Raw genomic sequence first — 26,891 nt, forward strand, 5'->3', positions numbered from 1 at the left:
CCTTTAATTAATTTATGAATATCATATTTAACGCATGCCGGTATCTGTGCATAGCGTTGTGCTTATTATTGAGCAGTTTTTTACAATCACAGATGATAGATTACCAGCATCTTGGCTTACAACAAGCTATAGAAATTGGTTTGAAAAACAATAAAACCATTCAGATCAGTCATCTGAAACAGAACATGTCTGTTACCAAAGAGAAGGATCTCAAAATGGAAAAACTTCCGGACATTGAGTTTCATACCAGCTATAATCAGGTAACCAACCTGTTCCAGCATCAGAATGGCGTGTTTAACAAAGCAACCAAGTATGATGTCATCAATGGTATGTACGACTTTACATTATCTGCTTCTATTCCTGTGTATATGGGTGGCAAAATCAAGAACACGGAAAAGAAAGCAGGCATTGATACTGAAATTTCAGCACTGAAAACTCATCTTGACGAAAGACAACTTAAAATGGAGATCATTACTGCTTTTCTACAGATTCATCATTTAAAAGAGCAGCAAAGTCTTATTAATGATAAAATGAAAGAAGATTCTGTCAACATCAAGCAGGTAAAAGCTTTGAAAGCCAATGGTGTTGTAACGGTAAACGAAGTTTTAAGAACGTCACTGCAGCTATCAAACCATACAATGAGCTGGACTGAACTGGATAATGACATTCAGATTGCAGAACACAAACTTAAAACGATTCTTTCCCTTCCGGAAAGCCAGGAAATGCACGTTGATACAGAAGATTTGATTTCAGAGAATGCTTCGATTCCTTATGTTGATGAACTGACAGAAACCGCATTAAGCAAAAACGAATCTGTTGAAATTACCCATAAAAATCTTTCACTGAAGGAGCTGGATCAGAAAATTACCAAAGCGAATTATTTACCCAAGATCACCGCTGGCGGAGAATACTTTTTAAAATACCCGAATATGATGTTCTTCCCTCCTGAGCCCTATGCTTATCGTCTGGGAATGGTTGGAGTAAATCTTACCTATCCTATTGAAAGCCTGTATAAGAATAAGTATAAAATGCAGGAAGCAAAGGAAAATATTGATCTTGCCAAGCTTCAGATCGAGGAAAATGAAGAGAAAATCAGACACAATGTATATGAAGCGTATAAAAAGTTTGAAGAAACAGACCAGAAGGTTAAAATTGCTGAAGAAGCCATTCAACAGGCCAAAGAAAACTACCGTATTGTTAGAACAAAATACGCCAATAAGCTTAGTCTTATCACAGAACTGATAGATGCGGACAATGCTTATCTGGAAGCCGAATCTAATCTTATCTCCGTAAAAATAAACAGACAACTTAAATATTACCAACTCCAATATACGATTGGAAACCTATAAAAACTATGGCACAGAAACAACTGACACAAAAAGAAAAAAGAATTAACAAGTCCATTACTTTACTGGCCTGGATCCTGATTATCAGCGGAATTACAGGGATGGTCAGCTTTTATCTTTTTTCAAGAAAAAATGTTACTACAAATGACGCACAGATCGAGCAATATATTACTCCCGTTTCCAGCAAGGTATCAGGGTTTATTAAAACTATAAAGTTTAATGAAAACCAGTTTGTCCATAAGGGCGACACTTTAATCATCATAGACAACAGGGAGTTCCTGAACCAGGTACAGATGGCAGAAGCCAACCTTCATGCCAATGCAGCAACCATCAGCACTATTGAAAGCGGTGTCAATACCAAAGAAAGCGACACCAAGATCATTGATGCTAAAATTGCATCTGCAAAAATTGATATCTGGAGAACAGAACAGGATTTTAAAAGATATAAAAACCTTCTGGCAGAAGACGCAGCAACCGAACAGGAATTTGAAAATGTAAAAGCTTCCTATGAACAGTCAAAAGCTAATCTTCTGGCATTGGAACAGCAGAAAAATGCAGTGAGAGCCGGAGCAAACGAACAGCAGACAAAGGTAGCTCCTGTTAAAAGCCAGATTCAGCAGAGTTCTGCAAGCCTTAATAATGCTAAACTTTATCTTTCCTATACGGTAATTACGGCTCCTTATGACGGATGGGTAGGTAAGAAAACCATTCAGGAAGGTCAATTGATTAAAGAAGGTCAGGCGTTGGTTCAGATCGTAAGCAAAGAGAAATGGATCATAGCCAATTATAAAGAAACACAGCTTGGACAGATTGACCAGAGCAAGGAAGTGATTATTACAGCAGATGCTTACCCTGATGTTGAATTTAAAGGAAGAATACTGTCTGTGTCTCCAGCATCAGGATCACAATTTTCTTTGGTAAAACCGGATAATGCAACCGGAAACTTTGTAAAAATTGAACAGAGATTTCCTGTAAAAATTATCCTTGATAACAATAAAGACAATGAAAAGCTGCTTTCCGGAATGAATGTTCTGGTGAGCGCTAAGAAGATATGAGTCTGAATGTGGGAGGTTTTAGAGTATTAGAGTACAAAATATCTTTACACAACCCTATTTGAGACTTTACAATTAAATTATTTTTTTGCGAAAAGGCAAAACTGCAAATAGCGAATCTGCGAATTTTTTCTTAAGCATATTTGCCATTTTACCTTTTACTTTACACCTTGCCCTTTTGTCTTTTCGCGTTTTTAAACAGATTAAACAGGTATTATACTAAAAGTAAAATCACTCATGGTCTGATTATATTCAACCGCAATTTTGCGATTCTACATTTCGCTTTTTTGCCTTTTGTTTTAAAAAATTATGCAACACAATTCAGTTTATCATAAATGGGTACCACAATGGCTGAAACTGCCGCTTCTCATATTGGCATTGTTTCCCCACCTGATGTTGTTGTCGCTTTTACATTCGAACAGCGCCTTCACATCTTCTTTTATGGATGTAGATTCAGATGACATCCAGTATTTAATGATTTTGATGTATGGGACATTTGTGGTTACCCTTTTAGTTTTACAGAGGTTTATGGCTTATTTCAGCGTAAAATATTATGTGCTGCTGATGGCTTCCATTTCTGTAATTATTCTTTATGTTCTGTCAGTAACCCACGACTATCATGTTATTTTGGTGATCAGATTTCTGGAAGGAATTTTCGGGTTGCTGGAAGGGGCTATTTTCCTTCCTTTAATCATTGCGGAGTTAAAAACGAAACACGCTAAAGTTTTAGCGTATCTCTTTATGTATACGATTATGCTGACAGGAGGAACCATCACCACTTCCCTGCTGAAATCAAGTATTGAGAATTATGATTTCCGGCATATGATCCTGATGATGGTTTACTTTCATGTATTTGTACTGATTATTGGTATTGCACTATTCAACAAAAACAGATTCTTTCCTAAAAAGCCTTTGTATCAGTTGGATATTACCAGCTGGTTTTTGCTTTGGGTTTCTCTCCAGGCTGGCGGTTATGCAATTATCTACGGTAAAAGACTCATGTGGTTCGAATCCGATACCATTATGATGTGCCTTTTTATATTTCTTCTTTCAGGAGGATTATTTATGCTTAAACAGAGAAATTCTAAAAGACCACTTTTTCATTTTGAAGTTTTCAGTTCCAGAAACGTCATTGCCGGAATGATCCTTTTTTTTATTTTTTACCTGATCCGTTCGGGACTGAATAATGTTTACAGCATCATGGCTACCGTATGGAAATGGCCATGGGATTATATTGTGAACATCCAGTACTGGAATGTTGCCGGTACGCTTTTGGGAATTATATTATCAGGACTCTGTCTGGTTCGCGGAGTATCTTCCAGGATTGTTTTCTTTACAGGGTTTCTGTTACTTGCCATTGACTGTGCATGGTTTACCTATACTTTTTATCCTGATACAACTCTTTCTACGATCTGTCCACCCTTGTTCCTGCAGGGAACAGCCCAGGGATTATTATTTACGCCGCTTGTTTTCTTTTTGATTTCAGGAACTAAGGAAGAATATGTATCCAATGCTACAGCCCTGGGCACAACAACCCGATTTTGGACAACTGCTATCGGATATGCGCTGATGCAGAACCTGATGTTATTTTTAACGTTAAAACATTCTGACGCACTTAGTGCTAATCTTACAGATACCAATCCTGTTTTTTACAGTCAGTGGAATCAGATTTTCGGAAATGCGGTTTCCAGGCTTCCGGTGAATGATTCTCTTTCTGTAACAGCCGGTGCTTTTAAAGCTAAAATCACAGCTCAATCCATCCTCCTTTCCAATATGGAAATTTTTACGGGATTATTTTGGCTGGCTCTTGTTACTGCAATTGGTTTATTGCTTTACCATCCGGTAAAAATAGCAATAAGAAATATCATGTAGGCTTACTCACCCCAAAAAGACCATACTGTACCATTGAAAACAGCCAGCTGTTTTTTTTGTGTATCATACACAATCATTCCAGCTGCAGGAGAAACAATAGTAAGATGGGGAGAGGCTACTTTAGGTAAAATCATCGCTTTATTATTATCCTCCAGCACCAGAATTCCTGAGACTGATGATGGTGTCCCTATAGAAACTTCTGCATCCGGCTGGTCTGTTAAACCATCCTGCAGACTTGTATCAGCAGCACCTGTTCCATCTACTGAAAGATCTTTCCAGAGATTATTCTGATAAACTTTCACCTTCATATCCGAAGTATCGAAAATCAAAGTACCATTCACAACATTCTGAATACCGGATGTATTGGTTACCCAGGGAAGAACAAGTCCGCGGTTTTCATTTCCGAATTCAATAGATGATGAAGCTGATTCTAAAGTCGTTTTCCCAAAAGCAACCTGGGCATTACAATATCCGAAAGCTGCTATAACGATTATTAAGGTAATTTTTTTCATACAGTTCAGTTTTCTTTTAATCCGGGCAGGTTTGGGTATTAAAGCAATTCCAGCCTGTTGCTGTTCCGTCAATATTAACCTGCAGACAGTTCTGTGTGGTATTATAAATCATCATTCCTTCTTTAAGGTCTGCCTGCGGGATTGCTGCAACCTGAGCATCGGTAAGTCTGTTAAGAACAAAACCTTTATTCTTTGATTCCAATACGACCCATGCTCCTTTTCTCACTCCCGGCCAGTTACTCTCTCCACTATCTGCCCTGCTCAGTGAAGTAATGCCGAAATTTGAAGAAAGCGTAGTACCCGCTGTTACAGCCGGTTTATAACAAGGTACAGTGCCTTGGATTGTAACCGTCACTATTGCCGTATCACAATTTGATGGAGAAGCTGTCTGGCAGATCTGATAAACCAGCGAGTACGTTCCCGGAGCTGTTCCCGGAGCTGCTAAAATATGCCCGTCAGCTGTATTTAATGAAATATTTGAGTTTGAAGTGGATATTTGTGATAGCAAAACATTAGAAAGTGTTGCCTGTGCTCCGCCGTAGGTTTCAAAGTCATTATCCAGTACAATTCCTGCAGAAGATCCTCCGGCAACAATGGTATATGTATCATCAACCGCCATTGGAGGTAAGGCTCCGTTAATGGCAGGACAAAATCCCGGATTGATGATCAAAGGCGCACTACAACTGTTTGTGGAAGCGCAATCGTAAGTAACATTCGCCAGAAAACTTGGGTTACTGTTCATGAAAACAGTACTGGGATCAGATACGCCGGTGGTTCTCCTAAAGTCAAGATTAGGACCTACAACAACGTTTCCTACCTGTATAGGATTTTGCAGGACTATATATCCTTTTTTTGATGATGAAGAAGGTCCCTGGATATCTGCATTTCCTCCCTGGAATTGATTTAAGGTCAATTGCCCCTCATTATAAATAACTGCATCAGCCGGTGCATTATTCATATTTCCGGTGGAAGTAAAAAGACCGAAATTGTGAATTTCGCTGCTGCTTCCTGATAAATTAATATCGCCTCCTACAGTAAAAATGCCGGTATTGATGATTTTACCGCCATTAATGTTAAATCCGTTCTGAGATATAATAGTACCACAATTGACATACACGCTCTGCTCATTATTTCCATAATTACCAGTGATTGATATCAAGCCGCCGCCTTCGTTTCTAAATAAAGTGGTCGCAGAATTACTCATATTCAGGTTTCCATTAATATTGAGATTTCCGAAATTATCAATGATATTGTTGGTATTATCACCTAATTGAAGCACTCCCATTTCAATAAGTCCTTCATTAATTATTTTATTATCCTGTCCTCCAATGGTAAGGTTACCATTTCCTCCTCCCACTGTAATACTCCCTGTGCTATAAACATGTACATCAAGATCAGCAACACTGGTTATCGTCTGGATAAAATTAAGTTTTCCATGCACTTCAAAAACCGCAGGAGCATTAGCTACGCCACTTATACTATTCTGAAACTGCAAGGTAACGCCGGAAGCAATACAAATCTTGGAATTGGTTCCAAAGGTTGGATTATTAAATGTCATATCAGAACTGAAACAAACCGTTGTATTGTCGGGAAAATGGAAATTTGGATCAGTAGGGTTTTGAATTCCGCAGTTTGTACATTGTGCGTAACTGAAATAACAGAAGAATAAGGAAAATAGATAGAATAAATTTCTCATCCGCAAATTTTATACAAATAAATCTACAATATTTTTTATCACCAAACAATGATTTTTTCAATATTTATTATTTTATTAATAATTATTTGATATTATATTGTTTTTAATTAAATTAATACACAATTATTATATAATTTCCGATCAATACAATCCAGGAAATACAGACGTTTAATAAAAAAATCACCAATGAAAATTGAAAGTATTCTACTGAAGCAAAGAGATTTTTTTGCAACACAGCAAACCAAAGGTATTGCCTTCCGGAAAATGTACCTTGAAAAGCTTAAAAATCTTATTATTTCTAATGAGAATATGCTGTATGAAGCAATTAACAAAGATTTTGGAAAATCAAAATTCGACACCTTAACTACCGAATTGTCTTTTATTCTGAATGATATTGATTATTATATCAGTAATTTAAAAGCGCTTTCAAAACCCCAGAAAGTAAGGACCAACTTTGTCAATCAACTCGGAAACAGTAAAATTTATAAGGAACCGCTTGGCTGTGTGCTGGTAATCGGAGCGTGGAATTATCCTTATCAATTATCTCTTTCTCCCGTTATTGCTGCAATGGCAGCTGGAAACTGCTGTATCCTTAAACCCAGTGAAATTGCTGAAAATACAATGAAAGCAATGGCTTCACTCATCAATGAAAACTTCCCTTCAGAGTATCTTTATGTGTACGAAGGAGGTATTGAAGAAACGACAGCTCTTTTAACATTACAATTTGACAAAATATTTTTTACCGGAAGCACGAAGGTCGGAAAGATCATTTATAAAGCGGCAGCAGAACATCTTACTCCTGTAACGCTTGAATTAGGCGGAAAATCCCCGGCCATTGTCACCAAAGATGCTAATCTGGAAATTGCAGCCAAAAGAATTGTATGGGGTAAATTTCTTAATGCCGGGCAAACCTGTGTAGCTCCGGATTATCTGCTGATAGAAGAAACCATTCAGGAACAGTTTCTGGAAATGCTCAGGAAATATATTAAAGAATTTCAATATGAACCGGATTCTGAACAATATACAAGAATTATTAACCAAAGAAATTTCCAGCGTCTTATACGCCTTATTGATAAAGAAAAAATCTATTCCGGAGGAAATTTTGATGAAGAAAGGTTGTACATTGAACCTACTATTCTGAATCATATAGACTGGAATGACGAAATCATGCAGGAAGAAATTTTCGGTTCTCTTCTGCCTGTCATCAGTTTTCAAAGTTATAATGCAGTTCTCAACACTGTTTCAGAGCTTGAAAAACCATTGGCAGCTTATCTTTTCACAAATAATTCTGAAGAAAAAGAAATCTTTACACGGAAACTTTCATTCGGAGGAGGTTGCATCAATGATACAGTGATGCATCTGAGCAATGATAACCTGCCATTCGGAGGCGTAGGAAGTTCCGGTATGGGAAATTACCATGGAAAGTATGGTTTTGAAACGTTCTCACATCAAAAAGCGATTCTTGAAAAAGCCACATGGGGTGAACCAAATATCAAATATCCGCCTTATTCGGAAAAAAAATTAAGCTGGATAAAGAAATTAATGTAATGCTGAAGGTTATATTTGTACAGATTTAACTATTTGTATTATAACATATCTATAAATCAATACATAAAAATAAAAACTGCCTCATTTCTGAAGCAGTTTTATATTTTTATCCTTTCTTTGGGGCCCAGATAGTAAAGAATTCTTTTACTTTTTCTTTACTGTACCCTTTTCCTTCTTCCAGAACATCACTTTGCTGAACTTTGATCATTTTCCCATCCTTATCCAAAACGATAAAAACCGGATAACCAAATTTTTCACCCGGATTTCCATACTGGGCAAAAACCTTTTCATTCTTATTGTCTGGAGAAAAGTTCAGATGGTAGTAAACATAATTCTTATCTACTAATTCCTTCAGTTCAGGAGTTGTCTGCACAAAATTATTAAAACGAAGACACCAGATACACCAGTTTCCACCAGCCTGGATCATCACATTCTTTCCTTCTTTCTTAGCTTGAGCAACCAGTTTATTAATATCAGCCTGAGCATCTGCTTTTGGGTCATAAGGTTTAGGAAGCTTAGCCTTTTCTTCAGCTGCCTTTTTCTGAGCCTCTAATTTTGCTTGTTCTGCAGGCACTATAAGAGCTGTTTTTTGTTTTCCGTTATCAGGCAAATTCTTTACTTCTTGTGAAAAAGCAAAAGCACTTAATCCCAAAGAAGCGAATATTATCAATTTTTTCATAATCTAAAAGTAAAAAAAATAACATATATCCCTCAGCAAAAATAGAACCATAATTTTATTATCACTAAATTTGCGTGTTTTATGAATTTTCTGATCAAAATATTATATCTGATTTCCAAGCTTCCGCTTAAAATATTATATATTTTTTCGGACGTCATCTTTTTCCTGAACTATCATATAGTTGGATACAGAAAAGAGGTTATTACACAAAACCTGAAAAAGTCTTTCCCTGATAAGTCTGAAGAAGAAATCAAGGAGATCCGGAAAAAATTCTACCTCAATTTTTCAGATTATCTGGTAGAAACCATTAAATCATTCAGCATTTCGGAAACAGAATCCAGAGTGAGAATGCAGCATATCAACCAGCATTTATTTCACGAAGCCAAAGAGGAAGGTAAAAATATCATTTTACTGGCAGGCCATGTTTTCAATTGGGAATGGATCAATGCACTGGCGAAAATTATCCCCCAGGCGCACTGCCATCCTGTATACAGAAAAGTAAATAGTGACTTCTGGGAAAACCAAATGAAGAAAGTCAGGAATAAATTCGGAAATGAAGCACTTGAAGCCAATGAAGTGATTCTGAATATTTTCAGATCTAAAAACAACGGTGACTCGGCATATATGTTTGTGGCTGACCAAACACCCCATCACGCTCATATTACGTATGGATTAGAGTTTTTGAATCAGCGTACTCCTGCTTTCATAGGATATGACAAACTTGCCACAAGAATGGATCTTGTTTTTATCTATTGTGAAATGAAAAAGGTAAAGCGTGGTTATTATCAGGTTAATTATCACAGAATTTATCCGGATGGGGAAAAGTTTACAGAGAATGAAGTAGTTAGAAAGTTCCATAAATTGCTGGAAAACACATTACACAAACATCCGGACAATTATCTTTGGTCACACAGAAAATGGAAATATCAGGACTCTATCAAAAATTTTGATTCTGAAAAAAAATAGATTGACATGCAGAAAAAACTGGCAGTTGCCATCTTAAACTGGAACGGCAGGAATTGGCTTGAACAATTTCTTCCTGGAGTAGTTCAATTTTCTCAGAATGCCGATATTTATGTGATAGACAATCTTTCTACGGATGATTCAATTGAATTTTTAGAAAAGCATTTTCCCACAGTACAGATTGTTAAAAACGATAAGAACTATGGTTTTGCAGGCGGTTATAATGAAGGGTTGAAAGCTATCAAAAACGAATATTACTGTCTTCTTAATTCTGATGTGGAGGTGACAGAGAACTGGACAGAACCTGTATTGGAATTATTGGAAAGTAACCCTTCTGTTTCAGCTGTACAGCCCAAAATTTTATCCTATCACAATAGAAATTATTTCGAATTTGCAGGTGCAGCAGGCGGATTGATTGATAACCTTGGATATCCGTATTGCAGAGGCAGGGTTTTCGATGATCTTGAAGAAGATAAAGGACAATATAATGATGAAGCAGAGATTTGCTGGGCTTCAGGATGTTGTTTTTTCATACGCTCAAAAGACTTTTGGGAACAGAGCGGTTTTGATGCCAGATTTTTTGCTCATCAGGAGGAGATTGACCTTTGCTGGAGGCTGATCAATTCAGGAAAAAAGATCTATTACACAGGAAAGTCCCAGGTTTATCATGTAGGAGGTGGAACGCTCAACAAACAGAGCGCACAGAAAACCTATTTGAACATGAGGAACAACCTTTCTATGTTGCTTAAAAATCTTCCTTTTCCACAGGTGATCTGGGTAATTTTTTTCAGGTTATGTTTAGATGGTATTGCCGGAGTATATTTTGGAATCAAATATGGTTTTTCTCATCTCTGGGCTGTATTGCGGGCTCATTTTGCATTTTACAGTCAGATTCCGGGAACGTGGAAACTTCGTCAAAGCCATCAGAAGAAGAATTTCTATCAATCAAAATGGCTTATTTTTAAGCACTTTTTGAGAGGAAGGTCATAGTTATAGGTTCCAGAGATTAGGGATTAGGAAAAACTAAGACTTTCTTATTTATTATGAACTAAGGGTTTTTATTTGAGTAAAAATTTATAACTTCAATTAACCTTAAACTTTAAACCCAAAACCTTGAACATCAAATTCCAAACAAAAATCAGTAACCAGCAACAAAAATAACCCAACACCTTATAATTTTAAAATAATGGATTTCTGTGCAATAGATTTTGAAACTGCCACTCATGAGAAAAGTTCAGCTTGTGAGATGGGAATTTGTGTGGTACAGGATTCTAAAATTGTTGAAACAAAAACGTGGCTGATTAAACCGCCAAGCTTTCCTTATTTCAGCAAATTTAATATTGCTGTGCATGGAATTCAGCCGGAAGATGTAAAAGACGCTCCAACGTTTGATGAAATATGGTATGAGGCTCAGGACATGATGTACGGAAGCCTTATGATTGCTCATAATGCCGGTTTCGATGCGTCTGTTTTAAGAGGATGTCTGGAGCATTACGGAATGTTTACTCCTAAATTGAACTATTTGTGCAGTATCCAGCTTGCCAAAAAATCATGGAATTATCTTCCAAAATACGGACTGAAACCCTTAGCTGAATATCATAAGATTGATTTTACCCACCACCGGGCAGGAGCTGATGCTGAAGTGTGTGCCAAAATCTCTCTGCTGGCATTTGAGAAACTCTTCCTCACCAGTAATGATGAAGTACATGATTATATGAAAGCAAAAATCAAAAAACTTTAATATTACAGACTACTGAACCCGGGTTCTTAGCCTGCAATTGATAATCATTAATTACTTAATACTTCAGACAACAGATTAAATTTTGGAATATCAATTTCAAAAGTCTCCTGTGTCTCCATGTTTTTTACCAGGTATTTTCCGCTCATATTCCCTACTCCGGAACGAAGCATTACATTGGAGAAATAAGCGAAATTTTCGCTGGTTCCTATTTCAGGAGTAAGACCGATTACGCCATCTCCTATAATCTCTGTATATCCAAATCCTACGTCAAAAATCAACCATTTTCTTTTCAACACTTTGATAGGAAAGCTTCCGTCATTTTCTATCGTGATATTGTATTTAAAAACGTAACGGTTTTCGGATGGATAACTGTTTTTACTATCATATTCAGGTATTACTGAAACTTTGATATTGGAAGTCATTTTTGAAAACATCATTGTAGCATTTTCTTAATAGATACAAAAATCTCGCCTTTTTTAGGCGAGATTGTATATTTATATTATAATTCTGTTTAAACTATAATCCAAGGCCTTTTCTTTCGTCACCTCCCATTAAGATTCCAACAGGATTGTCGATCGCTTCTTTTACTGCCACAAGGAATCCTACAGACTCTTTTCCGTCGATAATTCTGTGGTCATAAGACATTGCTACATACATCATTGGTCTGATTACTACCTGCCCGTCAACAGCAACCGGTCTCTGGATGATATTGTGCATTCCAAGAATTGCAGATTGCGGAGGGTTGATGATTGGTGTAGACATCATAGATCCGAAAGTACCACCGTTTGTAATTGTGAAAGTACCACCCGTCATTTCATCAACAGTAATTTTACCGTCTCTTACTTTTGTAGCAAGATCCTTGATGTTTGCTTCTACAGCGCTGAAAGACATGTTTTCTGCATTTCTTAATACAGGAACCATCAATCCTTTAGGACCTGAAACTGCAATTGAAATATCACAGAAATCATAGTTTACTTTGAAGTCACCATCAATAGATGCATTTACATCCGGATACATTTGTAATGCTCTTGTAACAGCCTTTGTGAAGAAAGACATGAAACCAAGTCCAACGCCGTGCTTTTGAGCAAATTCTTCTTTATATTGTTTTCTTAATCTGAAGATTTCAGACATGTCAACTTCATTGAAAGTAGTCAACATCGCTGTTTCATTCTTCACAGAAACTAATCTCTGAGCGATTTTTCTTCTTAAAACTGAAAGTTTAGTCGTTGTAGTAGATCTTGAACCTGTTGCAGTAAGAGGGCTACCTCCTAATGCAGGTACTGCCGCTAATTCAGCATCAGTTTTAGTAATTCTTCCGTCTCTTCCTGTTCCTGAAACCTGTGCAGCATCCATTCCTTTTTCGTCAAGGATTTTCTTAGCAGCCGGAGATGGAGCTCCTGTTGCGTAAGTTTGTGGTGCAGCTACCGGAGCAGCAGGTTTTGGAGCTTCCTGTTTAGCAGGTTCAGCAGCTTTCGGAGCCTCTTCCTGTTTTGGAGCCTCAGCAGCAGGTGCAGCACCTTCCGGCTTTTTAGCATCCATATCAATTAAACAAACTACCTGACCTACTTGTACTACATCACCTTCTTCTGCTTTTAAAGTGATTACACCACTTTGTTCTGCAGGCAATTCAAGAGTTGCTTTATCTGAATCCACTTCAGCGATAGGTTGATCTTTTTCTACATAATCACCATCTTTTACAAGCCAAGTTGCAATTTCAACTTCTGTAATTGATTCGCCCGGTGAAGGAACTTTCATTTCTAAAACTGACATATCGAGTATTTTTTATTTTTTAATTGATTATTATTTTAAATTAAGCTGTTACTGGTCTTTTTGCAGGAGCATCGTCTCTGTCGAAAACTCTGTTGATTACTGCATTTTGGTTTTTCTCAAACATTTTGTGGCTACCCGGAGCTGGTGCACCGCTTGGTACCGGAGCAACTACCTGGATTCCTGTATCTCTGAAGTTTCTCAGGATATAAGACCATGCCCCCATGTTTTCAGGTTCTTCCTGAGCCCACACCAATTGTTTTCTGTTTTCATATTTGTTGAAGATGGCTTCAATAGCATCTGTCTGAAGCGGATATAACTGCTCGAATCTTACCAATGCAATATTTTCACAGTTCAGTTCTTCTTTCTTCGCTAATAATTCGAAGTACAGTTTACCTGAACAAAGAACTAATTTTTCCACTTTTTTAGGATCTGCAGTAGGATCGTCTAATACCGGCTGGAATGCACCGTTTGCAAAATCTTCAAGCGGAGAAACCACTTTAGGATGTCTCAACAGAGATTTAGGGCTCATTACCACCAATGGTTTTCTGAATGACCATTTCAACTGTCTTCTCAATAAGTGGAAGTAGTTGGCAGGTGAAGTAATATTGGCTACTACCATGTTTTCATTAGCACAAAGGGTAAGGAATCTCTCTAATCTTGCTGAAGAGTGCTCTGCTCCCTGTCCTTCTGAACCGTGAGGCAATAACATTACCAATCCGTCCTGGATTTTCCACTTTTCTTCTGCAGCTGCCAGATACTGGTCTACAATAATCTGTGCACCGTTCACGAAATCCCCGAACTGAGCTTCCCAAATGGTTAGTGTATTTGGAGAAGCCATTGCATATCCATAATCGAAACCTAAAACACCATATTCTGAAAGGTGAGAGTTGAATACATCAAATCTGTTTTCAGAAACGTGTCTTAACGGGATGTATTCTTCTTCCGTATCTTCTGTTTTTACGACAGCGTGTCTGTGAGAGAATGTACCTCTTTCCACATCTTCTCCTGAGATTCTTACATTGTGACCTTCTACAAGAAGTGTTGCGTAAGCTAACCACTCTCCTAATGCCCAGTCTAATGAATTTCCTTCAATAGCTTTGATACGGTTTTCGAAAAGTCTTGTAATTTTATTGATGAACTTTTTGTCTGCGGGAAGTGTTGACATTTTAATTGCCAGTTCTTTCAGCTTCGCAAGGTCATATTTTGTATCTACCGGCAACTGAACTGCTCCTCTTTTACCAATCGGATAGTTTACCCAATCTTCAGCCATGAAAACATCCATTACGTTCTTCTCAATCTCTTTAGAAGCATCAAAATCTTTATCTAAAAGAGCTTTGAATTCCGTTTCCATTTTAGCAATTACATCGTTGGAAGTAACGCTGTCTTTCAATAATTTATCTTTATAAATTTCTCTTGGATTCGGGTGTTTTGAGATTGTTTTATATAAGTTAGGCTGAGTGAATCTTGGCTCATCACCTTCGTTGTGACCATATTTTCTGTATCCTAAAAGGTCAATATAAACATCTTTACCAAATTTTGCTCTGAAATCAGCAGCAAAATGGATCGCATGAACAACCGCTTCAGCATCGTCAGCATTAACGTGCATTACAGGAGATTCTGTAACTTTCGCAATGTCTGTACAGTATGTTGAAGATCTTGCGTCCATGTAGTTGGTTGTAAATGAAACCTGGTTATTAACAACGATATGAACAGTACCTCCTGTTCTGTATCCTTCCAGAGTCATCATCTGAGCAACTTCGTAAGCGATACCTTGTCCAGCAATAGCACCGTCACCGTGGATGATGATTGGCAATACTTTAGAATAGTCTTTGTATTTGTCGTCTACTTTTGCACGGCAGATTCCTTCTACCAAAGCAGCTACTGTTTCAAGGTGAGATGGGTTCGGAGTAAGGTTGATACATACTTCTTCTCCAGAAGCGGTCTTAATTTTTTTAGATGATCCCAAGTGATATTTAACGTCACCGGAGAATACATCTTCTTCAAATTCTTTTCCTTCAAACTCTGAGAAGATCTGCTTGTAAGATTTTCCGAAAATGTTGGTAAGAACATTCAATCTACCTCTGTGAGCCATTCCTAATACTACTTCATCTACTCCTAACTGAGAAGATCTTGAGATCAGCTGATCTAAAGCAGGGATTAATGTTTCACCTCCTTCTAACGAGAATCTTTTTTGTCCTACAAATTTTGTGTGAAGGTAGTTTTCAAAAGCTACCGCCTGATTTAATTTTAATAAGATTTCTGTTTTTTCGTTTGCAGAAAGGTTTGGATGATTTTCATTGACCTGAAGCCATCTTTTGATGAAATCTTTTTCTTCAACGTTATTGATGTGCATGTATTCTACTCCGATTGAATCACAGTAGATGTTTTCAAGGTGCTTGATCAAATCTGCCAGAGTTGATGGCTCTTTCATTCCTGTTTCTACAGCACAGTTGAATTTTGTATTTAAATCTTCTTTAGAAAGACCGAAATTCTCGATGTCTAAAGTAGGGGTATAATGTCTTCTCTCTCTAACAGGGTTAGTCTTTGTAAAAAGGTGTCCTCTTGTTCTGTAAGCCTCAATAAGGTTTACTACTTTAAATTCTTTCTTGATGTGCTCAGGAACTTCTCCATTGGATACTGCCTGAGAAATCTGTTGTTGTACTGCCGGGGCAGCGCTGGCCGAAGCCTGAATAAATTGAGTGTTATCGTCATCTCCGTAGTTCTCCAAAGCAAAGTCGAAGCCTTGAAAGAAAGCTTTCCATGATGGTTCTAGAGAGTCCGGGAATTTTAAGTACTGTTGGTATAAATCCTCAATTAACTGAGAATGAGCTGCGTTTAGGAATGAAAATCTGTCCATTATTACAGTTTATCTATTTATTAAAATTTATTTGTAGAATTAATCTTCAAATTTAATAAAAAAAACCGACTTAGAACAGTCTGAAACCGTTAAAAAAACTTAAGAAAAAATAAATTAAAAAAAAATTACTTATACACTGATAATGAGAGCTTAACGTTCACTTCCTGTCCATCCATCGGACGTTCAATAAAGGTCTGGCAAATATCTCCGAAGCGCATCTCGTCTTTTTTGGCTTTCTGAATCAGCTGCTGAATTGCCTTAATTCGGCCCTCATAGTTTCCTTTGTAGTAAATTACATAATTTTGAGACGGATTTACGGTCCTAAAATTGAAGTTATTGTCAGATACTCCGATTTTCTTGGAAAGTGGAATTCCGAGGAAATAAGAAACCTCTTTGTCTTTGAAATTATCCGCATCAGTGATCAGGACAGGATATCCGAATTCATCATCCCGTTTTCCAAGATCCATCGTCACGAAATTATAAACTTTATTATAGTTCATCACGATATTTTTGTAAAGTGCATCTTTCTTGTTTGAAGTACTCACATTGATTCCCAGCAACAATTTGTTTTCTTCATTTTCTACCATTAAACTGTCGTACTTTATTGCTGCCATCTGGTTGTCTTTTTCCACTTTATTTCCTAAAGAGTTTTTAAGATTCACCATACTTTTGTTGATGTTTTCAGCAAAACGGTCCTCCGTCCAGAAGTTTTCCACTCTCTTCCAGACCGGCAGTTTCGGAGTGTGTACGTACCAGATAATTTTTGTTTTTTCGGCAGAAACGGGCTTAAATTTAACATCAACCAGCGTCGGGTTTTCATTTTCATCCTCAAAAAGCTGATATTTCAGGGTTTTATTAAGGTTCTCATATCTGATGAACATTTCCCCATCAGTATCATTTTTAGGGTCTACATAGCTGATGGCACTTCCCTGTCCCTCGTATGGCGTATAATAATCAATGTCTATAGAGGGTGAGCTGGTAAAAAAATTATTCCATCTTGTAAAATTCTGAAGGTTATTAAACTGGGCAAAAACCTTATCCACGGGATAATCGATCTCTTTTTCAATCGTGAAGTTTTTACTTTCATCCACAAAATAATACATGGAAGCAGCATAAGCTCCTCCCAAAAGGATAATAATTACCGCTAAGATTTTAAAAATACGCATCGCACAAAAATAATACAAATAAAAAGAGTGAACAATATGCTGATCACTCCAATGATATGTTTAACAATAATTAACTGGTTAATGGCTGGAAGCGGGATGAGGGAAGCTGGAAGTTACTATTGTGCAGATAATTACTATTTTTTTTGATTAAAAACATCCAAACTTACTACCAATAAACCTGACGTTTATATGAAGAGTCTGCTTTTATACTTCGTTCTTCAATAACTTCCATCTTCCAGCACCCCTCTTTCTTTCTTTTATCCTATATGTGTCCCCGGAGCAATGACAGCACCTTTCTTTACAACCACAATCCCATCCTGAACAGAATAGGTTCCATAATCTCCGTCCGGGATATGTTTTCCGCCGATGATTTTGACATTGTCGCCAATGTAACAGTTTTTATCAAGGATTGCTTTTTCTATATAGCAATATTTTCCGATCCCCATATTCGGACGTCCTCCTCTGTCATTGATCACAATTTCTGTCGTATTCTGATAGAAATCAGCTCCCATAACATAGGAATTTACGATGGTACTTCCCTTATCAATTCTGGTTCTGTTTCCGATCACAGAATTTTCAATTTTATCTGCCATAATGATACATCCATCTCCAAAAACAGCCTTACTTACGTATGAACCGTTGATTTTTGACGGTGGAAGCATTCTTGCTCTGGTATAAATTGGTGATGAAGAGAAAAGGTTAAACTGTGGCAGATCAAGACAAAGATCAAGATTCGCTTCGTAGAAAGATTCTATGGTTCCGATATCTGTCCAGTAACCTTCATATTGATAGCTTAATGTTTTATATTTTCCGATGGAACTTGGAATGATATCTTTTCCGAAATCATCACCTGCTCCCTCTTCAAACATCTTTTTAAGGATATTCTTGGTGAAGATATAAATTCCCATAGAAGCAAGAAACTCCTTTCCTGCATGTTTATTTTCATCTGAAACTTCAGATTTCATGCCTTCCAGCATATCATAACCCGGCTTTTCATAGAAAGAGGTAATATTTCCTTCATCATCTGACTTTAAGATTCCAAAACCCGTCGCATCTTTTGCGTTCACGGGAATAGTAGCAATGGTAAGATCTCCTCCATTTTCAATGTGGAAGTCAAGCATTTCCCTGAAATCCATCTGATACAACTGATCTCCTGAAAGAATAAGAATATAGTCATAATCATATTTTTCAAGGTGCTTCATTGATTGACGTACAGCATCTGCTGTTCCCTGGTACCAGCTGTCATTTTCTACATTCTGTTCAGCTGCAAGAATATCAACAAATCCTTTGCTGAAAATATCAAAGTGATAGGAATTCTTGATATGTGAATTGAGGGAAGCAGAATTAAACTGCGTCAACACCAGAATTTTGTTCAGTCCTGAGTTCAGACAGTTTGAGATAGGAATATCTACCAGTCTGTATTTTCCTGCTATAGGAACAGCCGGTTTTGATCTGGTATACGTTAACGGGAATAATCTTGTTCCTCTGCCTCCTCCTAAAACAATAGAGATTACATTTCGATTCATAAATATCTGGCGTTTTATTTTATTAAGTTTACTGTTTTGTTCTTAGTGTTTACTGCTACTTTAAAGCATTCTTTGTTTTCATATTGGAGTTCGTTTTTATAAACAGTCACCCGAAAATCATCTTTATCATTCAGTACTAAAACCTCTTTATCCAGGTTATAGATTTCAATATTATATTTTTTAAGTTCATTTCTGAAGAGAGGGTTTGTAATAAGCACATCCATTACACCAGCGCTCTTCATCACAAAATCATCAACATCTTTACGATACTTTTCTCTCCAGCCTTTTCCATATTTTCTTTCTATTACAGCGTACGTCCTTTTATTAAGAGCGTCTATTCTTTTCATCTCTTCAGATTCCACCAGACAACCACCGACAGAGTAATGCTTTATTTTCCATTTTTCGGAAATGCCAGCCATTGCTTCATACTTTTCCATCGCAGGAAGGCCGTAGCCATAGATCCAATAATAGCCTCCATGATAACTTCCTCTGTCTTCTTTACAGGAAAACAACATAAGTATTATCAGGAAAAGAAATCCGAAAATCTTCACTCCATCAGCTATTATATAAAGCTATGTATTTTTCTGCAGATTTCTCCCATGCAAAATCAAAATTCATATTGGCATGGATAAGATCTTCCATAACGCCTTTTTGATTATAAATCGCCATTGCTCTGTTCATCGCATGTACAACATCATCAACTCCCGGATAAGTAAAGTTCAGCCCTGCTCCGCCGGTTGAAATATCTTCCACCGTATCTTTGAGTCCTCCTGTATATCTTACCACGGGAACAGTTCCGTATCTCATAGAGTACATCTGATTCAATCCGCATGGTTCTACCCTGGAGGGCATCAGAAGAAAATCTGCCGAGGCATAGATCTTATGAGAAAGATGTTCTTTATATCCTAGATCCAATGCAAAATTAGTATACGTATAGTCGTATTCTTTCAGCTTATTCTCAATATAGGTATTCCCTGATCCGAGAATCATAATATTTAAAGCACCATAACTTTGCTTGATACTTCTCCATACAACATCCGGCAGCAGATCTGCTCCCTTCTCTGTAGCGAATCTTCCAATAAAGGCAAATAAAGGAAGTTCAGGTTTTAATCCATATGCTTTACAGAGGTTTTCTTTATTTTTTTTCTTTTGAGCTACCGCATTTGTAATGTTAAAATTAAAATCCAGCATCGGATCGGTCTCAGGATTCCAGACTTCTGTGTCAATACCATTGATGATTCCATATGCTTTTCCGAATTCTTGGCGAACCAGACTTTCGAGTCCGCGGAAGCTTATAAAAAGTTCCTCAAGATATCCTTCAGAAACGGTAGTAAAAGCATGGGCACATTTGATCATACTCGCCAGAGGATTCATCAATCCGTTCCAGTCCATCAGTCCCCATTTATACGCATCGAAAGAAGGCATATATTGTGCCATAGTCCAGCTCATCATGCCCTGATATTCGCCATTATGAATCGTTCCTATTGTTTTTACTCCTTTTAGGAATTCAAATTCATAACAGTTTTCTACCATAAAAGGCACCAGACCTGTATGATAATCATGGCAATGCAGTACATCAGGACGTATTTTCATGGCAGACAGCCAATGCAATACTCCATGCTGAAAAGCCAGAAACTGGAAACTTTCATCCTGGTAGCCATAAGGATTGTCCCTGTCTAATAATCCGGGAATTCTTACCATATATAGCTCAAATCCCAGAACATTTGTCTTTTCTTTCAGTACCTGAACCTGCAGCATATTGGCTCCCTGATGAATAAACCCATCAAAAACAAGGTCAAATTCATGATCATATACAAAGGGTTTGTTGTACCAAGGCATCACCACCTTCGCCTCTACTCCTTCTATTTTATTCTGATATTTTGGAAGTGCTCCGACCACATCTGCCAGACCACCAACTTTTGCGACAGGGTAACATTCTGTACTTAAATGATAAATAACCATTCTTTATCTCTTATGTTTAATTCTGTGTAATTTATATTTTTTATCTTTCTTCTGACGTAACACTATTCCGGCCAATGGCGGCAGCTTCACGGTCATTGTTTTTGGATAATTTCTCCATTCTTCATACTTCTCTCCCAGGATTTCAGGTTCTACTCCGCTTCCACTGTACTTTTCATCATCTGAATTCAAAACAACTTCCCAGTGGGTTCCTGCAGGAATCCCGATTTTATAATCCAGTACTTTCGGAGCCAGATTTAAAATCACCATCACAATATCGTCTCTTTTTTTACCTTTTCTCAGATAAATGTAAACTGAATTTTCGAGATCATCCGCTTCCACCCACTCAAAACCATTTCTATCAAACTGATTTTCATAAAAGGCAGCTTCCGACCTGTAAAGGTGATTCATATCTTTAACAAGCTCCTGCATTCCTTTGTGAACAGGGTATTTCAACAAATGCCAGTCGAGGCTTCTGGTAAAATTCCATTCACTGGTCTGTCCGAATTCGTCTCCCATAAAAAGTAACTTAGCTCCAGGATGGGTATACATATATACATATAAGGTACGCAGATTGGCAAATTTCTGCCATTCGTCACCTTTCATTTTATAAATAAGACTTGCTTTGCCATGTACCACTTCATCATGCGATAAAGGCATCATATAATTTTCATTATACATATACATGGACGCAAATGTCAGCTTATGGTGATGGAATTTCCTGTTTTCAAAGTCTTCTTTAAAATAATCCAGCGTATCATGCATCCAGCCCATCATCCATTTCATACCAAAACCCACGCCACCATCATGAACAGGCTTGGTAAGCATAGGAAAATCCGAACTTTCTTCAGCAATAGTTATGATATTATCTCCAAACTCTTTGTAAACAGCAGTGTTGAATTCCTGCAGAAAAGCTTTGGCTTCAAGGTTCACATTCGTTCCATATATATTGGGTTCCCATTCTCCTTCATTTCTTGAATAATCCAGATGGAGCATTGAAGTTACCGCATCTACGCGTAATCCGTCGGCATGATAACGATCCAGCCAGAACATGGCATTTGAAATCAGAAAGGATTTCACTTCATTTCTTCCGTAATTGAAAATATGTGATTTCCAATCGGGATGAAAGCCTTTTCTCGGATCTTCATGCTCATAAAGGTAAGTGCCATCAAAACGGTGAAGACCATTGGCATCTCCCGGGAAATGAGACGGAACCCAATCCAGGATAACCCCAATTTCATTGTTATGAAGTTCATCAATCAGAAACATCAGATCCTGCGGTGAGCCAAAACGTGAGGTAGCAGCATAAAAACCGGTAATCTGATATCCCCAGCTGGGCTCGTAAGGATATTCCATCACAGGCATAAATTCTACATGGGTAAATCCCATTTCTTTTATATAGGGAACCAGCTTTTTGGCAATATCCCGGTAATTCAGAAAGCGGTCAGGATACTCCCCGTCTCTTACCCATGAACCCAAGTGCAGCTCATATACAGATAACGGAGCTTCCAGTCTGTTTTTTTTCCAGCGCTGGTCCATCCATCCCTGATCATTCCATTCATACCATGTAGTAGAAACAAGAGAAGCCGCCTGAATATTCTGCTCCCAGCTTAATGCATAAGGATCACTTTTTTCCAGAATTTCGCCACCCTGTGTTTCAATAGCGTATTTATATAAGGTACCCCAGGTTAATCCTTCAATAAAGCCTTCCCAGATCCCGGATCCGTCCCATCTAGGAAACAGGATATGATCTTTATGATTCCAGTTGTTGAAATTTCCGATCACGGAAACTTTCTTTGCATTAGGTGCCCATACAGAAAAATACACTCCTTTTACGCCATCCTTTTCTGCAGAATGTGCACCGAATTTACCATACAGCTTATAATGTCTACCTTCTTTAAAAAGATACACATCATGATCGGTGAAAAGCGTGTAGGTCTTAACAGAATTCATCAAGATCAGTTTGTATTTATATTTTCCCTGAAACTACGAAAAATACCGGCAAAAGCGGTTAATAATTCATCAAATATTTATCAACTGAATTTCGGCTTTCGTCTATCTATCAAATATATCATTTTTTACCTCACATTTTTTATGATTCCAAAACAATCTTTTTATAAATTTAACATCAACATTTATTAAACACATACGATGAGGTTTGAACTTTATACAGAAGAAAAAGATGACAGACCGGTTTTTATCACCGGAAATTTCAACAGCTGGAACCCTAAAGATTATAATTTTCAGCTTAAGCAACTTGACCCTGCCAGCTATTTTATAGAAATTGAAAATCAGAATCTTCCCGATGATATTGAATACAAATTCACAAAAGGTGGCTGGGAAAACGTGGAACTGGATCAGTACGGCAACATCACACCTAACCGGAAAGCAAAAAAAAGTTCCGGCAACACTTCTGATATTGTAAAAAAATGGAGATTAAACTGGGGACCGTTCAAAGAAGAGTATTTTCCTACTGCGGAAGTTATTTCGGAAAATTTTTATATTCCACAGCTTGACCGTTACCGCAAAATCTGGGCACTTCTTCCTTATGACTATCATACTACAGATAAGCGTTATCCTGTTTTATACCTTCAGGATGCACAGAATCTGTTCAATGAAGGAAGCGGATATGGCAACTGGGAAATCGATAAAAAACTGTCTATACTTGCAGAATACGGACGTGGTGATCTTATCATCATAGCAATAGAACATGGCAGCGAGGAAAGAATTAAAGAATATATTTATGATAATGATCATGTGGCCAACGGTTCTGAAGGAAAGAAATACATCCGCTTTATTGCAGATACTTTGAAACCTTATGTGGACGAAAATTACAGAACTAAAAAAGACCGCGACAATACCGGAATCGGGGGCAGCTCATTGGGAGCATTGATCAGCATATACAGTGGATTTCTTTATCCTGAAGTGTATTCAAAGCTTTTGATATTCTCTCCTTCCCTTTGGGTAGAACCGAATAATAATTTCCCGATGATGAATTTCAGAGTTCCTTTTAAAACAAAAATTTATCTTTACGGCGGTGGGCAGGAAGGTTCCAAAATGGTCAAAAGAATTCATATTTTTGAAGAATATCTGAAAAGATGGGAAGAAAAAAAGCTTTTTGATTTCGAATTTAAAACCAATATTAACCCTGAAGGCACCCACAATGAATTTTACTGGTCGCAGGAGTTTCCCAGAGCTATAGAATGGCTGTTCTATGACAATACGGAAAACCCTGTGGAAGTAAAGCCGCAACAACGAAGCATTAAAAACTAAACATACAACGCTGTAGGAAATTTACGCCGATTGAAACAAATTGAAGACGACGGTTGTATGACTTTAGAAATATAACATCTATTTATGAAATTAATCAATAAAAAAAACAAAAACTACACTCAGATTTTTCAATTATTTACAGAGGAAGAGTGGACGAAAACAAGCAAAAATTTCAATAAAAACATTTCCACTTTTTTCACAGGAAAGAAGTATGAAGTTTTTGTCAATGCTCATGAAAAAGGAATCACTTATTTTATCGGACTGGGAAAATCTGCCTTACAAAATTTCGAGATCCAGCAGGTTGCAGCAAAATTTTCACAAACCTATAAAGAAAAGCTTCAGGCAGTTCCTACGTTGGCACTGGCTGATTTCATCAATGAGAAACAATTTGAGGAATTTGTAAAAGGGCTTCTGGCCGGAACTTACAACTACCCTTTTGATAAAAAACACACTTTCTGGAATGCAAAATTTGAATTGCATTTTGAAAATTTAAGTCAGAAAAAACTAGACCATATCAGCCAGAAAACAGAAGCATTGATTAATGGACAGACTGCCTGCCAGGACTGGCTCAACAAACCGGCCAATCTGAAAAAACCGGATATATTAAGTGCATACCTGAAAAATCTCGCTAAAAAATATGATCTGAAATATACAGCATTCAACAGAAAAAAATGTGAAGAGCTCGGATTAGGCGCCTATCTTTCTGTCAACCAGGGAAGTGCTTATGATGCTGCATTTACGATTCTGGAATATAAAACTACCGTTAAAAACGCAAAAACTTTCGGGCTGGTAGGAAAATGCATATTGTTTGACACCGGAGGTATATCCATAAAAAGCTCAGCCAATCTGCATTATATGAAATCTGATATGGGAGGTGCTACAGCAGTATTGGGAACGTTGATCTATGCTGCTGAAATGAAACTTCCTGTGAACATTATTGCTGTTCTGCCTATTACAGACAATGCTGTTTCTGAAAAGGCTCTTCTTCCAAGTGATGTGATTACAGCTTATAACGGAAAAACCATTGAAGTTCTTGATACTGATGCGGAAGGCAGATTAATTCTTGCAGACGGACTATCTTATCTGGCTAAAAACTACAAAACAGATTTCCTTATTGATCTGGCTACTTTAACGGGAAGTTCTGTCAGAATGTTCGGAGATACCTGTGCCGCCATGTTCTCCAATAATGAGGAACTGAAAAACCATCTGATAAAAACCGGTGATCAAACCAATCAGAGGGTATGGAATCTGCCTTTGTGGGAGGTCTGGAAAGACGATATACAGTCTGATGTGGCGGATATGAAAAACATTTCCCTGAAGCCGGTTGGAGACTGTATTATTGCCGCTAAATTTTTAGAGCAATTCATTGAAAACCACCCTAAATGGGCGCATCTGGACATTGCCGGAGTAGCTTTTGGAAATGTGGGTTATGCCAAAGAAAAAGCAGCCACCGGTTTTGGGGTTCAACTTCTGGTGAATTTAATTGAAAATTATCACTAAAAATTAGTTTTTTACAAAAAAACTCTGTATAATTGATTAGTGAATTTTCAAAACCGCACGATATTGCATTTTTTACTATTAATAAAATAATAAACAAATGCTTTTATTTTTGAAAATTCACTAAATCTTTAAAAACATTATATGGAGAAGAAAACGATCGTATGTATTTCGTGCTATTACAAAGGGTATGATTTTATGGACGAGATGAAGAAGCTCGGCAATAAAGTTATTCTGGTAACCTCTGAAAACCTCAAAGAGAAAAACTGGCCATGGCACGCTATTGATGAGGTATTTTACATGCCTGAGCTTAAACCATCCGTATGGAATCTGGAACATCTTATCCAGGGATTTTCCCATCTGATGAAGACCCGCAAAGTAGATGCTGTAGTGGCTCTGGATGATTATGACGTTGAAAAAGCTGCATTAATCAGAGAAACATTCCGTATTCCGGGAATGGGACAGACTACACACCGATATTTCCGGGACAAACTGGCAATGCGGCAGAAAGCAAAAGATTCCGGGATCAGCGTTCCCGAATTTACTGCTGTATTCAATGATCATGAAGTGGACGAATTTACAGACCGTGTTCCTGCTCCATGGGTACTAAAGCCGCGCTCTGAAGCATCAGCATCCGGCATTAAGAAAATAACTTCCAAAGAACAGCTTCTTGAAGCCCTGGAAACACTGGGTGAAGAACGCCATCTTTTCTTACTGGAAAGTTTTAAACCCGGAGATGTTTATCATGTGGACAGCCTTACTTTTAATAAAAAAATCGTATTCACCTCTGCATCAAAATATCTGGCCCCTCCAATGCAGGTTTCTCATGAAGGCGGCGTTTTCAGATCTAAAACTTTAGGAAGGTATTCTGAAGAATTTAAAGCATTGGAAGAAATAAATGCCAGGGTCCTTTCCAACTTCGGACTTGTCAACGGAGCCACCCACACAGAATTTATCCGTGGAAGAGAAGACGGAAAATGGTATTTCCTGGAAACCTCTTCCAGAGTTGGCGGTGCTCATATTCCGGATCTGGTAGAAGCATCAAGTAACATCAATATATGGAGAGAATGGGCTAAAATTGAAGATGCTCTTCTGAGAGGTAATGATTACCATGTTTCACCACCCACAGGATATTATTCAGGTCTGATTGTCGCCCTGATTAAAGATAAAGAACCTGACTACAGCAACTTTGAATGTGAAGAAGTGGTCAAGTTCCTTCCCATAGATTATCATGTCGGGATTGTTTATAAATCCGGAGATGCTTCTGTTGTGCAGGACAGACTTGATTCTGCAGCAGAAATAATTCATGCAGATATGCTGAATATCCTTCCTCCTAAAAGCAATAAATTGAGTTCTTAAAATGAAGCGTAACATTGATATTCAAAATGTTATTGAATTCATAATATACACCCTATCAGCAGTTCCACGGTAAAA

21 protein-coding genes are annotated in these 26,891 nt (G+C 37.5%); 10 read left to right on the top strand and 11 right to left on the bottom strand.

What is annotated here, in order from left to right:
- Positions 1-92 precede the first annotated feature (92 nt).
- The 3 genes from EL165_RS04715 to EL165_RS04725 all read left to right on the top strand — a co-directional run bounded on the left by EL165_RS04715 (position 93) and on the right by EL165_RS04725 (position 4,270).
- Positions 93-1,349, top strand: coding sequence for a TolC family protein (locus tag EL165_RS04715; protein ID WP_002979088.1), 1,257 nt, complete (start codon positions 93-95; stop codon positions 1,347-1,349).
- 5 nt (positions 1,350-1,354) lie between these two features.
- The gene (locus EL165_RS04720) at positions 1,355-2,401 is read left to right on the top strand and encodes an HlyD family secretion protein (protein ID WP_002979087.1); all 1,047 of its coding nucleotides are present in this window, start codon (positions 1,355-1,357) and stop codon (positions 2,399-2,401) included.
- A 306-nt stretch (positions 2,402-2,707) separates the two neighbouring features.
- On the top strand, positions 2,708-4,270 hold the full coding sequence (locus EL165_RS04725) for an MFS transporter (RefSeq protein ID WP_126358585.1): 1,563 nt from the start codon (positions 2,708-2,710) through the stop codon (positions 4,268-4,270).
- Positions 4,271-4,272: 2 nt separating this feature from the next.
- On the opposite strand, the gene EL165_RS04730 is transcribed toward EL165_RS04725, so the two are convergent.
- Positions 4,273-4,782, bottom strand: coding sequence for a hypothetical protein (locus EL165_RS04730; RefSeq protein ID WP_002979085.1), 510 nt, complete (start codon positions 4,780-4,782; stop codon positions 4,273-4,275).
- A gap of 16 nt (positions 4,783-4,798) precedes the next feature.
- Positions 4,799-6,478, bottom strand: coding sequence for a hypothetical protein (locus tag EL165_RS04735; protein WP_041461469.1), 1,680 nt, complete (start codon positions 6,476-6,478; stop codon positions 4,799-4,801).
- A gap of 186 nt (positions 6,479-6,664) precedes the next feature.
- On the opposite strand from EL165_RS04735, the gene EL165_RS04740 reads away from it, so the two are divergent.
- On the top strand, positions 6,665-8,026 hold the full coding sequence (locus EL165_RS04740) for an aldehyde dehydrogenase (RefSeq protein ID WP_002979083.1): 1,362 nt from the start codon (positions 6,665-6,667) through the stop codon (positions 8,024-8,026).
- 106 nt (positions 8,027-8,132) lie between these two features.
- On the opposite strand, the gene EL165_RS04745 is transcribed toward EL165_RS04740, so the two are convergent.
- Positions 8,133-8,705 (bottom strand): thioredoxin family protein, encoded by a 573-nt coding sequence (locus EL165_RS04745; RefSeq protein WP_002979082.1) that lies wholly within the window; start codon positions 8,703-8,705, stop codon positions 8,133-8,135.
- An 81-nt stretch (positions 8,706-8,786) separates the two neighbouring features.
- On the opposite strand from EL165_RS04745, the gene EL165_RS04750 reads away from it, so the two are divergent.
- The 3 genes from EL165_RS04750 (at position 8,787) to EL165_RS04760 (ending at position 11,409) form a co-directional block, all read left to right on the top strand.
- The gene (locus tag EL165_RS04750; RefSeq protein ID WP_002979081.1) at positions 8,787-9,671 is read left to right on the top strand and encodes a lysophospholipid acyltransferase family protein; all 885 of its coding nucleotides are present in this window, start codon (positions 8,787-8,789) and stop codon (positions 9,669-9,671) included.
- Between the two features lie 6 nt (positions 9,672-9,677).
- On the top strand, positions 9,678-10,658 hold the full coding sequence (locus EL165_RS04755) for a glycosyltransferase family 2 protein (protein ID WP_002979080.1): 981 nt from the start codon (positions 9,678-9,680) through the stop codon (positions 10,656-10,658).
- A 196-nt stretch (positions 10,659-10,854) separates the two neighbouring features.
- Positions 10,855-11,409, top strand: a complete 555-nt coding sequence (locus EL165_RS04760; RefSeq protein WP_002979079.1) for a 3'-5' exonuclease — start codon at positions 10,855-10,857, stop codon at positions 11,407-11,409.
- A gap of 47 nt (positions 11,410-11,456) precedes the next feature.
- Here EL165_RS04760 and apaG read toward each other — a convergent pair whose 3' ends face one another.
- The 8 genes from apaG to glgB form a co-directional block, all read right to left on the bottom strand.
- Entirely contained in the window at positions 11,457-11,846 is a 390-nt protein-coding gene (apaG, locus tag EL165_RS04765) for a Co2+/Mg2+ efflux protein ApaG (protein WP_002979078.1), read from the bottom strand.
- A gap of 79 nt (positions 11,847-11,925) precedes the next feature.
- Positions 11,926-13,179 (bottom strand): 2-oxoglutarate dehydrogenase complex dihydrolipoyllysine-residue succinyltransferase, encoded by a 1,254-nt coding sequence (gene odhB / locus EL165_RS04770; protein ID WP_002979077.1) that lies wholly within the window; start codon positions 13,177-13,179, stop codon positions 11,926-11,928.
- 40 nt (positions 13,180-13,219) lie between these two features.
- Positions 13,220-16,036, bottom strand: a complete 2,817-nt coding sequence (locus EL165_RS04775) for a 2-oxoglutarate dehydrogenase E1 component (protein WP_002979076.1) — start codon at positions 16,034-16,036, stop codon at positions 13,220-13,222.
- 125 nt (positions 16,037-16,161) lie between these two features.
- Positions 16,162-17,202, bottom strand: a complete 1,041-nt coding sequence (locus EL165_RS04780) for an SRPBCC domain-containing protein (RefSeq protein ID WP_002979075.1) — start codon at positions 17,200-17,202, stop codon at positions 16,162-16,164.
- 257 nt (positions 17,203-17,459) lie between these two features.
- Complete coding sequence (locus EL165_RS04785) at positions 17,460-18,728, bottom strand: glucose-1-phosphate adenylyltransferase (protein WP_002979074.1); 1,269 nt, start codon at positions 18,726-18,728, stop codon at positions 17,460-17,462.
- A gap of 14 nt (positions 18,729-18,742) precedes the next feature.
- Positions 18,743-19,243 (bottom strand): FEKKY domain-containing protein, encoded by a 501-nt coding sequence (locus tag EL165_RS04790; protein ID WP_041461468.1) that lies wholly within the window; start codon positions 19,241-19,243, stop codon positions 18,743-18,745.
- 40 nt (positions 19,244-19,283) lie between these two features.
- Positions 19,284-20,690, bottom strand: coding sequence for a glycogen synthase (locus EL165_RS04795; RefSeq protein WP_002979072.1), 1,407 nt, complete (start codon positions 20,688-20,690; stop codon positions 19,284-19,286).
- 3 nt (positions 20,691-20,693) lie between these two features.
- The gene (glgB, locus tag EL165_RS04800) at positions 20,694-22,640 is read right to left on the bottom strand and encodes a 1,4-alpha-glucan branching protein GlgB (RefSeq protein WP_002979071.1); all 1,947 of its coding nucleotides are present in this window, start codon (positions 22,638-22,640) and stop codon (positions 20,694-20,696) included.
- Between the two features lie 198 nt (positions 22,641-22,838).
- On the opposite strand from glgB, the gene EL165_RS04805 reads away from it, so the two are divergent.
- The 3 genes from EL165_RS04805 to EL165_RS04815 all read left to right on the top strand — a co-directional run bounded on the left by EL165_RS04805 (position 22,839) and on the right by EL165_RS04815 (position 26,816).
- The gene (locus EL165_RS04805; RefSeq protein ID WP_002979069.1) at positions 22,839-23,960 is read left to right on the top strand and encodes an alpha/beta hydrolase; all 1,122 of its coding nucleotides are present in this window, start codon (positions 22,839-22,841) and stop codon (positions 23,958-23,960) included.
- Positions 23,961-24,044: 84 nt separating this feature from the next.
- Entirely contained in the window at positions 24,045-25,460 is a 1,416-nt protein-coding gene (locus tag EL165_RS04810; protein ID WP_002979068.1) for a M17 family metallopeptidase, read from the top strand.
- Between the two features lie 141 nt (positions 25,461-25,601).
- Positions 25,602-26,816, top strand: coding sequence for an ATP-grasp domain-containing protein (locus EL165_RS04815; protein WP_002979067.1), 1,215 nt, complete (start codon positions 25,602-25,604; stop codon positions 26,814-26,816).
- The last annotated feature ends 75 nt before the right edge of the window (positions 26,817-26,891 follow it).

This window comes from Chryseobacterium gleum, assembly GCF_900636535.1.
Lineage (GTDB): Bacteria > Bacteroidota > Bacteroidia > Flavobacteriales > Weeksellaceae > Chryseobacterium > Chryseobacterium gleum.

Excerpts from the sequence above, each read along its gene's own strand:
- EL165_RS04780 (WP_002979075.1), bottom strand. The coding sequence starts at position 17,202 with ATGCGTATTTTTAAAATCTTAGCGGTAATTATTATCCTTTTGGGAGGA.
- EL165_RS04750 (WP_002979081.1), top strand. The coding sequence starts at position 8,787 with ATGAATTTTCTGATCAAAATATTATATCTGATTTCCAAGCTTCCGCTT.
- EL165_RS04735 (WP_041461469.1), bottom strand. The coding sequence starts at position 6,478 with ATGAGAAATTTATTCTATCTATTTTCCTTATTCTTCTGTTATTTCAGT.
- EL165_RS04760 (WP_002979079.1), top strand. The coding sequence starts at position 10,855 with ATGGATTTCTGTGCAATAGATTTTGAAACTGCCACTCATGAGAAAAGT.
- EL165_RS04810 (WP_002979068.1), top strand. The coding sequence starts at position 24,045 with ATGAAATTAATCAATAAAAAAAACAAAAACTACACTCAGATTTTTCAA.
- EL165_RS04805 (WP_002979069.1), top strand. The coding sequence starts at position 22,839 with ATGAGGTTTGAACTTTATACAGAAGAAAAAGATGACAGACCGGTTTTT.
- odhB (WP_002979077.1), bottom strand. The coding sequence starts at position 13,179 with ATGTCAGTTTTAGAAATGAAAGTTCCTTCACCGGGCGAATCAATTACA.
- EL165_RS04755 (WP_002979080.1), top strand. The coding sequence starts at position 9,678 with ATGCAGAAAAAACTGGCAGTTGCCATCTTAAACTGGAACGGCAGGAAT.
- EL165_RS04725 (WP_126358585.1), top strand. The coding sequence starts at position 2,708 with ATGCAACACAATTCAGTTTATCATAAATGGGTACCACAATGGCTGAAA.
- EL165_RS04790 (WP_041461468.1), bottom strand. The coding sequence starts at position 19,243 with ATGTTGTTTTCCTGTAAAGAAGACAGAGGAAGTTATCATGGAGGCTAT.
- EL165_RS04730 (WP_002979085.1), bottom strand. The coding sequence starts at position 4,782 with ATGAAAAAAATTACCTTAATAATCGTTATAGCAGCTTTCGGATATTGT.
- EL165_RS04720 (WP_002979087.1), top strand. The coding sequence starts at position 1,355 with ATGGCACAGAAACAACTGACACAAAAAGAAAAAAGAATTAACAAGTCC.
- glgB (WP_002979071.1), bottom strand. The coding sequence starts at position 22,640 with ATGAATTCTGTTAAGACCTACACGCTTTTCACCGATCATGATGTGTAT.
- apaG (WP_002979078.1), bottom strand. The coding sequence starts at position 11,846 with ATGATGTTTTCAAAAATGACTTCCAATATCAAAGTTTCAGTAATACCT.
- EL165_RS04785 (WP_002979074.1), bottom strand. The coding sequence starts at position 18,728 with ATGAATCGAAATGTAATCTCTATTGTTTTAGGAGGAGGCAGAGGAACA.
- EL165_RS04775 (WP_002979076.1), bottom strand. The coding sequence starts at position 16,036 with ATGGACAGATTTTCATTCCTAAACGCAGCTCATTCTCAGTTAATTGAG.
- EL165_RS04745 (WP_002979082.1), bottom strand. The coding sequence starts at position 8,705 with ATGAAAAAATTGATAATATTCGCTTCTTTGGGATTAAGTGCTTTTGCT.
- EL165_RS04815 (WP_002979067.1), top strand. The coding sequence starts at position 25,602 with ATGGAGAAGAAAACGATCGTATGTATTTCGTGCTATTACAAAGGGTAT.
- EL165_RS04795 (WP_002979072.1), bottom strand. The coding sequence starts at position 20,690 with ATGGTTATTTATCATTTAAGTACAGAATGTTACCCTGTCGCAAAAGTT.
- EL165_RS04715 (WP_002979088.1), top strand. The coding sequence starts at position 93 with ATGATAGATTACCAGCATCTTGGCTTACAACAAGCTATAGAAATTGGT.
- EL165_RS04740 (WP_002979083.1), top strand. The coding sequence starts at position 6,665 with ATGAAAATTGAAAGTATTCTACTGAAGCAAAGAGATTTTTTTGCAACA.